Source organism: Pseudomonas xantholysinigenes, from assembly GCF_014268885.2.
GTDB lineage: Bacteria > Pseudomonadota > Gammaproteobacteria > Pseudomonadales > Pseudomonadaceae > Aquipseudomonas > Aquipseudomonas xantholysinigenes.
The window spans coordinates 569,067-582,083 of the sequence record NZ_CP077095.1; the positions used below are offsets into that span (position 1 = coordinate 569,067).

At 64.6% G+C, this 13,017-nt stretch carries 8 protein-coding genes and 1 tRNA gene; 7 read left to right on the forward strand and 2 right to left on the reverse strand.

Annotated elements, in window-relative coordinates:
• Positions 1-219: 219 nt before the first annotated feature.
• From fdnG to HU772_RS02660, 7 genes are all read left to right on the forward strand, one after another.
• Positions 220-3,288, forward strand: a complete 3,069-nt coding sequence (fdnG, locus tag HU772_RS02630) for a formate dehydrogenase-N subunit alpha (RefSeq protein WP_186662107.1) — start codon at positions 220-222, stop codon at positions 3,286-3,288.
• On the forward strand, positions 3,288-4,238 hold the full coding sequence (gene fdxH / locus HU772_RS02635) for a formate dehydrogenase subunit beta (RefSeq protein WP_186662106.1): 951 nt from the start codon (positions 3,288-3,290) through the stop codon (positions 4,236-4,238). The genes fdnG and fdxH overlap by 1 nt, the downstream gene beginning before the upstream one ends.
• Entirely contained in the window at positions 4,235-4,891 is a 657-nt protein-coding gene (locus HU772_RS02640) for a formate dehydrogenase subunit gamma (protein WP_186662105.1), read from the forward strand. The genes fdxH and HU772_RS02640 overlap by 4 nt, the downstream gene beginning before the upstream one ends.
• Before the next feature lie 4 nt (positions 4,892-4,895).
• The gene (gene fdhE / locus HU772_RS02645; RefSeq protein ID WP_186662104.1) at positions 4,896-5,816 is read left to right on the forward strand and encodes a formate dehydrogenase accessory protein FdhE; all 921 of its coding nucleotides are present in this window, start codon (positions 4,896-4,898) and stop codon (positions 5,814-5,816) included.
• 160 nt (positions 5,817-5,976) lie between these two features.
• Positions 5,977-7,404, forward strand: a complete 1,428-nt coding sequence (gene selA, locus HU772_RS02650) for an L-seryl-tRNA(Sec) selenium transferase (protein WP_186662103.1) — start codon at positions 5,977-5,979, stop codon at positions 7,402-7,404.
• Positions 7,401-9,323 (forward strand): selenocysteine-specific translation elongation factor, encoded by a 1,923-nt coding sequence (selB, locus tag HU772_RS02655; protein ID WP_186662102.1) that lies wholly within the window; start codon positions 7,401-7,403, stop codon positions 9,321-9,323. Before selA ends, selB begins: the two co-directional genes overlap by 4 nt.
• A gap of 10 nt (positions 9,324-9,333) precedes the next feature.
• A tRNA-Sec gene (locus HU772_RS02660) sits at positions 9,334-9,429 on the forward strand.
• Between the two features lie 1,017 nt (positions 9,430-10,446).
• Here the strand turns inward: HU772_RS02660 and HU772_RS02665 are convergent.
• Together HU772_RS02665 and HU772_RS02670 are read right to left on the reverse strand one after the other, a co-directional pair.
• Positions 10,447-11,436 carry an asparaginase gene (locus HU772_RS02665; RefSeq protein ID WP_186662801.1) on the reverse strand — a complete coding sequence of 330 codons (990 nt, stop codon included), beginning with the start codon at positions 11,434-11,436 and terminating at the stop codon, positions 10,447-10,449.
• A gap of 75 nt (positions 11,437-11,511) precedes the next feature.
• Positions 11,512-12,954, reverse strand: a complete 1,443-nt coding sequence (locus HU772_RS02670; protein ID WP_186662802.1) for an alanine/glycine:cation symporter family protein — start codon at positions 12,952-12,954, stop codon at positions 11,512-11,514.
• Between the last annotated feature and the right edge of the window lie 63 nt (positions 12,955-13,017).

The window sequence follows — 13,017 nt, forward strand, 5'->3', positions numbered from 1 at the left end:
CGCAAGTCTGCCTGAAGCCAAGAACCCCTGAAGCGCGAGCTTCAGGGGTTTTTTGTTGCGCGTCAGAGCCCCGGCAATCACCCAAACCATGATCCATGTCATCGCACTTCCATGATTCTTGACTAGTCTTAACAGTTGGCGGTGTCTGTCTACCGTCACCGTGAAGTCACAGAGGCGCCGGCAATGCCCCGTGCGTCCAAACCTGATCAGGAGTGCACGATGGATCTCAACCGTCGGCAATTCTTCAAGGTCGCCGCCGTCGGCCTTGGAGGCTCGAGCCTTGCGGCGTTGGGCATGGCCCCGACACCCGCGTTCGCCGAGCAGGTGCGCCACTTCAAGCTGGCGCACACCATCGAGACCCGTAACACCTGCCCCTACTGTTCGGTCGGCTGCGGCCTGATCATGTACAGCCAGGGTGACGGGGGCAAGAACGTCAAACAGAACATCATCCACATCGAAGGCGACGCCGACCACCCGGTCAACCGCGGTACCCTGTGCCCGAAAGGCGCCGGCCTGCTGGACTTTATCCACAGCCCCAACCGCCTGATGTACCCCGAGGTGCGCAAGCCGGGCAGCAACGAGTGGACCCGCATCGAGTGGGACGAAGCCCTCGACCGCATCGCCGACCTGATGAAGCAGGACCGCGACGCCAACTTCATCGAGAAGAACGCCCAGGGCCAGACGGTCAACCGTTGGCTGACCACAGGCTTTCTCGCCGCGTCCGCCGCTTCCAGCGAAGCGGGCTACCTGACGCACAAGGTGATCCGCTCGCTGGGCATGCTGGGGTTCGATAACCAGGCGCGTGTCTGACACGGCCCGACGGTGGCAAGTCTTGCCCCGACGTATGGCCGTGGCGCGATGACCAATCACTGGTCTGATATCGCCAACGCAAACCTGGTCCTGGTGATGGGCGGCAACGCCGCTGAAGCGCACCCGTGCGGCTTCAAGTGGGTGACCGAAGCCAAGGCGCACAACAAGGCGCGGCTGATCGTGGTCGACCCGCGGTTCACCCGTACCGCCTCGGTAGCCGATTACTACGCGCCGATTCGCACCGGCAGCGACATCGCCTTCATGGGCGGGCTGATCAACTACCTGCTGAGCAACGACAAGATCCAGCACGAGTACGTGCGCAACTACACTGACGTGTCGTTCATCGTCAAAGAGGGCTATGGCTTCGAGGACGGGCTGTTCAGCGGCTACGACGCGGCCAAGCGCATCTATGCCGACAAGTCCGGCTGGGGCTACGAACTGGGCGAGGACGGCTTCGCCAAGGTTGACCCGACCTTGCAGCACCCGCGCTGCGTCTACCAGTTGATGAAGCACCACTACAGCCGCTACACCCCGGAACTGGCGAGCATGACCTGCGGCATGCCGCAGGATCAGATGATGAAAGTCTGGGAGGAGATCGCCACCTGCTCGGTACCGGGCAAGACCATGACGATCCTCTACGCCCTGGGCTGGACCCAGCACTCGATCGGCGCGCAGATCATCCGCAGCGCGGCGATGGTGCAGTTGCTGCTGGGCAACGTCGGCATGCCCGGTGGTGGGGTCAACGCCCTGCGCGGGCACTCCAATATCCAGGGCCTGACCGACCTGGGCTTGCTGTCGAACTCGCTGCCGGGTTATTTGACCCTGGCCGGCGACGCCGAGCAGGACTACGCCACCTACATCGACAAGCGCGCCTCCAAGCCGCTGCGCCCGGGGCAACTGTCGTACTGGCAGAACTACGGCAAGTTCCACGTCAGCCTGATGAAGGCCTGGTACGGCGCCAACGCCACGGCGCAAAACAACTGGGGCTACGACTGGCTGCCCAAGCTCGATGTGCCGGCCTACGACGTGCTGCGCATGTTCGAGATGATGGGCCAGGGCAAGGTCAACGGCTACATGTGCCAGGGCTTCAACCCAATCGCCGCGTTGCCGGACAAGAACCGCGTCACCGCCGCGCTGGCCAAGCTCAAGTGGCTGGTGATCATGGACCCGCTGGCCACCGAGACGTCCGAGTTCTGGCGTAATGCCGGGCCCTTCAACGATGTCGACACGGCCAATATCCAGACCGAGGTGATCCGCCTGCCCACCACCTGCTTCGCCGAGGAAGATGGCTCGCTGGTCAACAGCAGTCGCTGGTTGCAGTGGCACTGGAAGGGCGCCGACGGCCCGGGCCAGACCCGCACCGACGTGCACATCATGAGCGAGCTGTTCCTGCGCCTGCGCAAGCGCTACCAGGCCGAGGGCGGTGCTTATCCCGACCCGATGCTCAACATCAGCTGGCCATACAAGGTGCCTGAAGAGCCTTCGCCGGAGGAACTGGCCAAGGAGATGAACGGCTGGGCGGTCAGCGATCTCACCGACGCAACTGGCGCCACGCTCAAGGCCGGGCAGCAGCTGGCTGGTTTCGCCCAGATGAAGGACGACGGCAGCACCGCGTCCGGGTGCTGGATCTTCGCTGGCTGTTGGACCGAGCAGGGCAACCAGATGGCCCGTCGCGACAACAGCGACCCGTACGGCATGCACCAGGTGCAGAACTGGGCCTGGGCCTGGCCGGCCAACCGGCGCATCCTCTACAACCGTGCTTCCAGCGACCCGCAAGGCAAGCCATGGGACCCAGAGAAGAAGCGCCTGGTGTGGTGGAACGGCAAGGCCTGGACTGGCACCGACGTGCCGGACTTCAAGGTCGACTCGCCGCCGGAAGCGGGGATGAACCCGTTCATCATGAACCCCGAGGGCGTGGCGCGGTTCTTCGCCATCGACAAGATGGCCGAGGGGCCGTTCCCCGAGCACTATGAGCCGTTCGAAACGCCGATCGGCATCAACCCGTTGCACCCGCAGAACAAGAAGGCCATCAGCAACCCGGCCGGGCGGATCTTCGATTCGGTATGGGACACCCTCGGCAAGCATGACGAGTTCCCGTATGCGGCGACCACCTACCGGTTGACCGAGCACTTCCACTTCTGGAGCAAGCATTGCCGGCTCAACGCCATCGCCCAGCCCGAGCAGTTCGTCGAGGTCGGCGAGGTGCTGGCCAACGAGAAAGGCATCAAGGCCGGCGACCGGGTGCGGGTGTCGAGCAAGCGTGGCTATATCGACGCGGTGGCCGTGGTGACCAAGCGGATCCGTCCGCTGCAGGTCAACAACCAGACCGTGCACCAGATTGGCATCCCGTTGCACTGGGGCTTTACCGGCACCACGCGGCACGGCTACCTGACCAACACCCTGGTGCCGTTCCTCGGTGATGGCAACACGCAGACGCCGGAGTCCAAGTCGTTCCTCGTCAAAGTGGAGAAACTCTGATGGCCAGCCAAGACATCATTGCCCGCTCGGCCACCACCACCGTGCCGCCCTCGGTACGCCAGCAGCAGGAAGTCGCCAAGCTGATCGACACCACCAAGTGCATCGGCTGCAAGGCCTGCCAGGTGGCGTGCTCGGAGTGGAACGAACTGCGTGACGAGGTCGGCCACAACCACGGCACCTACGACAACCCCCAGGACCTCTCCGCCGAGACCTGGACCCTGATGCGCTTCACCGAGCACGAGCGCGACGACGGCAACCTCGAGTGGCTGATCCGCAAGGACGGTTGCATGCACTGCGCCGAGCCCGGTTGCCTGAAGGCCTGCCCGAGCCCGGGGGCGATCATCAAGCACGCCAACGGTATCGTCGATTTCAACCAGGACCATTGCATCGGTTGCGGCTACTGCATCACCGGCTGCCCGTTCAATATCCCACGCATCTCGCAGAAGGATCACAAGGCGTACAAGTGCACCCTGTGCTCCGACCGCGTGACCGTGGGCCTGGAGCCGGCCTGCGTGAAGACCTGCCCGACCGGGGCCATCGTCTTCGGCACCAAGGACGAGATGAAGGTGCATGCCGACGAGCGCATCGTCGACCTCAAGTCGCGTGGGTACGAGAACGCCGGGCTGTACGATCCGGACGGGGTCGGTGGCACCCATGTGATGTACGTGCTGCACCACGCCGACACCCCACGGATCTACGCCGGCCTGCCGGACCAACCGGTGATCAGCCCGTTGGTGGGGCTGTGGAAGGGCTTCACCAAGCCGCTGGCGCTGCTGGCCATGGGCGCGGCAGTGGTGGCTGGGTTCTTCCACTATGTGCGGGTCGGGCCGCAGCGGGTCGAGGAGGATGAGCATCCAGCGCCTGTGGATAACAGCGTCCACCAGGTGGATCCGGCGGTGCATGTCTATGATCCGAAGCGCCCGGGTGGCGAAGGGGAGCAGCGGCCATGAGCGACAACAAACCGATCCTGCGCTACAACGCCAACGAGCGCAGCAATCACTGGGTGGTGGCGATCCTGTTCGTGCTGGCTGGGTTGTCTGGGCTGGCGCTGTTCCATCCGGCGCTGTTCTGGCTCAGCCAGCTGTTCGGCGGCGGGCCCTGGACGCGAATTTTGCACCCGTTCATCGGCGTGGCGATGTTCGTGTTCTTCCTGGGGCTGGTGCTGCGCTTCTGGCGCGCCAACTTCATCACCGCCAACGACCGTCTGTGGCTACGGCGGATTGACCGGGTGATGCTGAACAAGGAAGAAGGCGTGCCGCCGATCGGCAAGTACAACGCTGGGCAGAAGCTGCTGTTCTGGACCCTGCTGGCATGCATGCTGGTGCTGTTGGTCTCTGGCGTGGTGATCTGGCGTGCGTACTTCAGCCACTGGTTCGGCATCGACCTCATTCGCCTGTCTGCGTTGCTGCATGCGCTGGCGGCGTTCGTGCTGATCCTCAGCATCATCGTGCACATCTATGCCGGGATCTGGATCAAGGGCTCGATTGGCGCCATGCTGCATGGCTGGGTCAGCCGCGCCTGGGCACGCAAGCATCATGAACTCTGGTACCGGGATGTGACCGGCGACAAGTCGCCGCACAACCATGGTGGAAAAGAAGGATGACCGTTTGAGCACGATTCTCGAACCCGGGCAGATCGAAGCGTCGGCAGTGATGCCGCCGTTCCTGCACCTGCCGCCCGCCAACCTGTTCACACTGCGTGCCATGCGCCTGGAGTATCTGGCCGAGGGCAACGCCCTCGGCGATTACCTGCGGCTGGTGGCGCGGTTGTGCCGTATTCAGCAGCAGCTTGTGGATAACCCACCCGGTGCCTTGCCGGTGGTCGACGAGCGCCAGCGCCTGTGCATAAGTCATGGCCTGCCGCCCTTGGCGGCGGACAGCCTGGTGCGCGAAGGGCCTTGGCTGGCCTGGCTGCAGGCGCTGCTGGAGCACTTCTCGAACGAGCCCGAGGGGCTGTTGGCCGAGGCCGTGCGCAGCTTGTGCGAGGCTGATGAGGCCCAGCGCAAGGGCTGGGGCATCGCCTTGCTCGGCGGCCAGTACGACGCGGTGCCCGCAGCCTTGGTGCCGTTGATTGGTGCCGCGCTGCAGGCGGCCTGGTCCAGCTGGCTGCTGGCGCTGCCGGAGCCGGAGCTCAAGCCGGCCGGCAGCCTGGCCCAGTGCCCGGCCTGTGGTTCGCCGGCCATGGCCGGGATGGTGCGCAACCGTGGCAAGCACAATGGCCTGCGTTACCTGGCCTGCTCGTTGTGTAGTTGCGAATGGCATGTGGTGCGGGTCAAGTGCGTGTATTGCGAGTCGAGCAAGGGCTTGCGCTACAGCAACCTCGAGGATGATCGTCATGCGCCGGGCAAGGCGCCGCTGCGCGCGGAATGTTGCCCGGGGTGCCAGACCTATCTCAAGCAGAGCTACCTGGAAAACGACGCCGCCGCCGAGCCGCTGGCCGACGATCTGGCCAGCCTGGCGCTGGACATGAGGCTGGACGACGAGGGCTTGCATCGCCTGGCGCCCAACCTGATGCTGGCGCCGGGCTAGGGGGTAATTGTCTACACTGCTACACCGAGTTGCCTTCTTCGCGGGACAAGCCCGCTCCTACAGGGACTGCACTGGCCTCAATGTTGTGCGGTTGCTGTGGGAGCGGGCTTGCCCGCGAAGAGGCCGGAACAGACAACGGATCAGTCATAGGTAGTACCGCATGTCTTCAAGCCTCGCCAGCGACACCCCACGCCTGCCCTCCATCGACACCCTGCTGCGTCACCCCACCTGCCAGCCGTTGCTTGAGCGCCACGGTCGCGATGCCACGCTGGCCACCCTGCGCCAACTGCTCGACGATCTGCGCGAGGCGGCCCGCCTGGGCCAGCTGAGTGCCGTGGAGCTGGCTGCCGAGGTGCTCCTGGGCCGCGCCGGAGAACGCCTGGCCCAGCAGCAACGCAGCCAGGTGCGCCGGGTCTTCAACCTCACCGGCACGGTACTGCACACCAATCTCGGCCGCGCGCTACTGCCCGAGGAAGCGGTCGAGGCCATGCAGACCGCCGCCCGCTACCCGCTGAACCTGGAATTCGACCTGGCCACGGGCAAGCGCGGCGACCGCGATGACCTGATCGAGGGCCTGATCCGCGAGCTTACCGGCGCCGAGGCCGTCACCGTGGTCAACAACAATGCCGCTGCCGTGCTGCTGGCGCTCAACAGCCTGGGCGCGCGCAAGGAGGGGGTGATCTCCCGCGGTGAGCTGATCGAGATCGGCGGCGCCTTCCGCATCCCCGACATCATGGCCCGCGCCGGGGTGAAGCTGCATGAAATCGGCACCACCAACCGCACCCATGCGCGCGACTACGAAGCCGCGATCAACCCGCGTACCGGCCTGTTGATGCGTGTGCACTGCAGCAACTACAGCATCCAGGGCTTCACCACCCAGGTGCCCACTGCCGAGTTGGCGCGCATCGCCCACCAGCATGAGCTGCCGCTGCTCGAGGACTTGGGCAGCGGCAGCCTGCTCGACCTGACCCGCTGGGGCCTGCCGGCCGAGCCGACGGTGCGCCAGGCCTTGGCCGACGGCGCCGATATCGTCACCTTCAGCGGTGACAAGCTACTGGGCGGACCGCAGGCGGGGATCATCGTCGGGCGCAAGGACCTGATCGCCAAGATCAAGAAGAACCCGCTCAAGCGCGCCTTGCGGGTGGACAAGATCACCCTGGCGGCGTTGGAGGCGGTGTTGCAGCTCTACCGCAACCCTGATCGTTTGTCTGAGCGCCTACCCAGCCTGCGCCTGTTGACCCGGCCGCAAGCCGAGATCGCCGCCCAGGCCGAGCGCCTGATGCCGGCCTTGGCGGCACACCTGGGCGGGCAATGGGTGGTCACGGTCGAAGCCACGCTAGGCATGATCGGCAGCGGCAGTCAGCCGGTGGCGCGGTTACCCAGTGCGGCGCTGTGCCTGCGTCCGCAGGTTTCGAAGAAGCTGCGCGGTCGCAGCCTGCATGTGCTGGAGCGCGCCTTGCGCGAATTGCCGGTACCGGTGCTGGGGCGTATCGACGATGACGCCCTGTGGCTCGACCTGCGCCAGCTGGACGACGAACCCCAGTGGCTTGCGCAACTGCCGGCCTTGCAGTTGGGGCCGGTGCAGTGATCGTTGGCACCGCCGGGCATATCGACCATGGCAAGACCGCGCTGCTCCAGGCCCTGACCGGCCAGGCCGGTGATACGCGCCAGGAAGAGCGTGCCCGGGGCATGACCATCGACCTCGGCTACCGCTACGCGGCACTGGCCGAAGGCGCGCCGCTGACAGGCTTCATCGATGTTCCCGGGCACGAGCGTTTTATCCACAACATGCTGGCCGGCGCCCATGGCATCGACCTGGTGCTGTTGGTGGTGGCTGCTGATGATGGCGTGATGCCGCAGACGCGCGAGCACTTGTCGATCATTGAATTGCTCGGCATTCCCCAGGCGTTGGTGGCCATCAGCAAGTGTGACCGGGTGGATCCGGCACGGGTGCTTGAGGTGCAGGCCCAGGTCACAGAGTTGCTGGCACCAGGGCCCTATGCGGGGGCGGCGCAGTTTGTGCTGTCGAGTGTCAGCGGTGAGGGCGTCGAGGCGCTGCGTGAGGCCTTGCTGGCGGCAATGGCCAAGGTGCGCCAGCGCGGTGTGGGCGGTGGTTTTCGCTTGGCGGTGGACCGTGCCTTCGCGGTATCCGGCGCGGGAGTCGTAGTCACCGGCACGGCCTTGGCCGGGCAGGTCAGTGCCGGCGATACCCTGCTGCTCGGCAAGGCCGGCAAACCGGTACGGGTACGCGGGCTGCACGCGCAGAACCAGGCGGCACTGGTGGCCGAGGCCGGGCAGCGGGTAGCGCTGAACATCACCGGGGAGCGGCTGGCGGCCGAGCAGGTGCAGCGTGGCGACTGGCTGCTGCCGGAATGGCTGCATGCGCCGAGCGTGCGGGTCGACATCGACCTGGCCCTGTTGCCGAGCGAGTCCCGTACCTTCGAGCATTTCAGCGCCGTGCATGTGCATTTGGGGACTCAGGACGTCACCGCCCGTGTCGCACTGCTCGAAGGCGAAAGCCTGCGGGCAGGCCAGCGCATGTTTGCCCAGTTGCTGCTCAATGCGCCATTGCAGGCCGTGCATGGCGACCGCCTGGTGCTGCGTGACCAGCGGGCCCAGCGCACCCTGGGCGGTGGCCGGGTGCTCGACCCCTTCGCGCCGAGCCGACAACGGCGCAGCGAGGCGCGTCTGCGCCAGTTGCAGGTACTGCGCGAGGCCGAGGCGCTCGAGCAGGCCCTGCCGGACTTGCTCGAGGCCGCACCGGGCGGGCTCGAACCGCAGCGACTGGAGCGTCAGTTCAATCGTCTGCGCGATACCTGGCAATTGCCGGGGCAGGCGCTGGTGGTCGCTACTCGCCAGGGCCCGTTGCTGTTTGACCGTGGGCAATGGCAGGCGCTCAAGCAGCAGGTGCTGGCGCGTCTGGCGCAGTTCCACGAGCAGGAGCCCGATCAGCTCGGTCCGGACCGTGATCGACTGCGCCGGTATACGGCCTTGCCATTGGAGCGCCCGGCCTTTGTCAGTTTGTTGGATGAAATGTTGGGTGAGGGCGCGCTTAGTAGCAGCGGTCCCTGGTTGCATTTGCCGGCGCACAAGGTGCAGTTGAGCGACGCCGATACCGCTTTGTGGTCGCGGCTGGAGCCGCGCCTGCTGACGGGGGCGTTCGACCCTCCCTGGGTGCGGACCTTGGCCAATGAGGAACAGGCCGGGGAAGCCGAGGTGCGCTTGTTGTTGCGTAAGCTGGCGCGGTTGGGGATGGTGCATCAGGTGGTGCGTGACCTGTTCTACCCGGAGGCGACGCTGAGGCGCATGGCAGAGCTGTTGTTGCAGCAAGCGGCGACATCGCCGATAGTGCAGGTCGCGGCGTTTCGCGATATGTTGGGCATCGGTCGTAAACGCAGTGTGCAGATACTCGAATACTTCGACCGGGTTGGCTTGACCCGCAGGGTGGCCGATCAGCGGTATATCCGCGCTGACAGTGCCCTGGCGCAGTTTCAGGCCAGGTCCTGACGATTTCTAAGGAAGGCAATCGCGCCCGGTGGCGCGGCCGGGCTTCAAACCCGGTTGGGGACGGCAGCCGTTCCTGGGCAGGTTCGACTCCCGCTGCCTTCCGCCATTTTCTTTTTGAACTTAACCGTTCGCGGAATATGCCTGCTTACTTCAAGTGCGTTCTTTAGAGGAACATGATGCCTTGTCGGGTCTTGTTGGCGGCGGTCTAGGTTCTTATCCATTTATCCACGGCTGCAAGTAAATCAAGCCTGCTCTTGCTCTTGCTCTTGCTCTTGCTCTTGTTGTTGTTGTTGTTGTTGTTGTTGTTGTTGTTGTTGTTGTTGTTTCTAAGCGCGCGATAGTTCAGGCGCCGCCAATTGCGACTTCAGGAGGCCGAGCGGAGTTCTTGCGTAGTGGGGCGACGGCCATGGATGGCCGTCGAGCGCTGCGCCCCAGGATGGGGCGTACAGCGCGGTCCCCACGGGAGCAAGAACGGAGCGAGGGGACCCCGGAGCGCAGCGTAGGGGCCGGATGAATGGAGCGAGGATTTTTTGATTTTGATCCTTCAAAAAGGGACCCGCCGTAAGGGCGGAAAGGTGACTATGCGTCGCCATCGCCAATGAATGAGCGTATAACTTTCAAAACCCACGCTCTGAAAGTCAAAGTCAAAGTCAAAGTCAAAGTCAAAGTCGGTCGGCGTGGGTTTCTATAGATGTAAGCGCATTCATTGGCGATGCCGACGCATAGTCACCCTTTCGCCCTTACGGCGAGTCACTTTTTGTCAAACGCGACAAAAAGTAACCAAAAAACGCTGCGCTCCATTCATCCGGCCCTCCGCTACGCTCCGGGTTCCCTCACTCCGGCCTTACTCCCGGGAGGACCGCGCTGAACGCCCCATCCTGGGGCGCAGCGCTTGACGGGCATCCATGCCCGTCACCTCCCTCCGCAAGGCCTGCGTTCGGCCTCCTGAAGTCGCGAGGTTAGCAGCGGCGCCTGGGGGGACGCAGCTGTCGCTAGCGGGGTATGGCATCAGCCTATTGGTCGCCGAAGCCAGAAGCAGAAGCAGAAGCCAGAAGCAGAAGCCATTACTGGTACATATAGCCTCTGGCTCGACCTCGCGCTGGCGCGCTAAAGGCCTGGGCGATCAGGCCCGCTCCCCGCAGAGGTCCAACGCAAACCAATGCTCGGCCGAATCGGCATCCAACCCCGCGCCGAGCAGCGCGAACAGCTTACCCAGTGCCGCTTCGCGGGTCATGCCCCCACCGCTGACCAGCCCGGTGTCACGCAGACGGCTGCCAGCGGCATAGGTGTCGAACACCACCGCGCCTTCCGGACACTGGCTGATGGCGACAATCACCACGCCACCCTGGCGGGCATCATGCAAGGCGTCGAGCAACGCCTGATCGTCGGAAGGCCCCGTGCCACTGCCATAGCACTCCAGCACCAGGCCCTGGACACCGCTATCGAACAGACCGCGCAGATGCTCGGCGCCGAGGCCGGGGAACACTGGCAGCACCGCCAGCTTGACCGGCTGGCGTGGTTGGCGGTAATCCAGGCGTGCCGGGATCGAGGGGGCACGCTCGCTGTCGCGGTGGCGCGGCAGCGCCTTGAAGGCGTCGAACGCCTCGCTGCGCAGCTTCGAGGCACGGCAGCCATGCAGCAATTGGCCGTGGAAGAACAGCTGCACGCCATCCTCCAGTCCGCTTTCGAACAGATTCAGGGCGCCGATCAGGTTGGCCCAGGCATCACTGTCCGGCGCACCAGCTGGCAGCATCGAGCCGGTCAGCAACACCGGTGCCGAGAGGCCCAGCAACAGGAACGACAAGGCCGCAGCGCTGTAGGCCAGGGTATCGGTGCCATGCAGCACCAGCACGCCGTCATGACCGTCACGCTCGACTGCCTCGACAATGGCATCGCGCATCGCCAGCCAGTTGGCTTGCTGCATATTGGCGCTGTCGATCAGCGGGTTCAGCTCACGCAGCGACCATTGCACCTCTGGCGCATCGCCGCAGGCGGAAAAGTGTTCGCGCATGCGCGCTTCGAAGCCACCAGCTGGCGCCAGGCCCTCGGCGGTCTGCAGCATGCCGATGGTGCCACCGGTGTAAAGGACGAGAAGATTCTTGACTGCACGCATGGAAGCATTCCGTAGCGATGTAGCGAAGGAAGAGGCAGCCGCCCGCGAACGGGGCGGCTGTGGCAGGGCAGGGTATCAGTGCTGCGCTGGCGCCGGGGCGGCGGCTTTGTCAGCGGCTGTTGCAGCCTGTGCGGTGGCCGGCCAGGCAGCGCGGTCCAGGTCCAGGTCGGCGAACTTGCTGGAATCGAACACCGGTTGCTTGATGCCCGCCTTGCGCTGGTCGTCGTAGTCGCGCATCACGCGCAGGCCGACCTTGAACAGCAAGGCCAGGGCGATCAGGTTGACGAACGCCAGGCAGGTCATGGTGATGTCGGCGAAGGCGAATACGGTCGACAGGTCCTGCATCGAACCCCAGATCACCAGCGCCAGTACCAGGCCGCGGAAGGTCATCAGCACGGCACGGTTGCGGCTGAGGAACTGCAGGCTGTTCTCGCCCAGGTAGTAGTTGTAGAGGATGCAGGTGAAGACGAACAACGACAGCGCGACGCTGACGAACACTCGGCCCCAGTCACCGACCACCGCAGCCAGCGAGTTCTGGGTCAGGACGATGCCATCGCCTTCGAAGCCCGGGGTGTAGAAGCCCGACAGCAGGATCAGCAGCGCGGTGCAGGTGCAGATCACGAAGGTGTCGAGGAACACGCTGAACGCCTGGACCACGCCCTGGGCGCCCGGGTGCTTCACGGCAGCCACGGCGGCAACGTTCGGCGCGCTGCCCAGGCCAGCTTCGTTGGCGAACACGCCACGCTTCACGCCCATGACGATGGCGCTGCCGAGCAGGCCGCCGAACGCCGGGTCGAGGCCGAAGGCGCTCTTGAAGATGGTTTCCAGCATGGCTGGCACGTGTTCGATCTGGGTGCCGATCACGTACAGGGTCACGCCGATGTAAGCCAGGGTCTTGACCGGTACCAGCAGGTCGGACACCGCGGCGATGCGCTTGATGCCGCCGATGAAGGTAATGGCCAGGAGCACGGCGAGGACGATGCCGGTGTGCTTGGGATCGAAGGCAAAAGCGTTCTGCAGCGAGTGGGTCACGGTGTACGACTGCAGGCCGATGAAGGCGAAGCCGTAGGTGACCAGCAGCAGGATCGAGAACACGATCGCCATGCTTTTCAGCTTCAGGCCGTGCTCGATGTAGTACGCCGGGCCGCCGCGGTACAGGCCATCGCCATCGGCGCGCTTGTAGACCTGGGCCAGGGTGCATTCGAAGAAGCTGCTGGCCATGCCGACCAGGGCGGTGACCCACATCCAGAACACCGCGCCTGGGCCGCCGAGGGTCACGGCGATACCGACACCGGCGATGTTACCGGCGCCGACGCGACCGGCCAGGCTCAGCATCAGGGCCTGGAACGAGCTCAGTTGGCCTGCCTGGCCGCGAAGGGATTCCTTGAACACACCGAACATGTGGCCGAAGTGACGGAACTGGACGAACCGAGAGCGGATGGTGAAGTAACCGCCGAGTCCGACGATCAGCACGATGAGGAGTTTCCCCGAAAGGAAATCGTTGAGTGCTTCGAGCATTGAAAAATGACCTCGATTCTTATTCTTCGCGTGGAAAGACCAGCGGACGGCAGGCGCACCGCT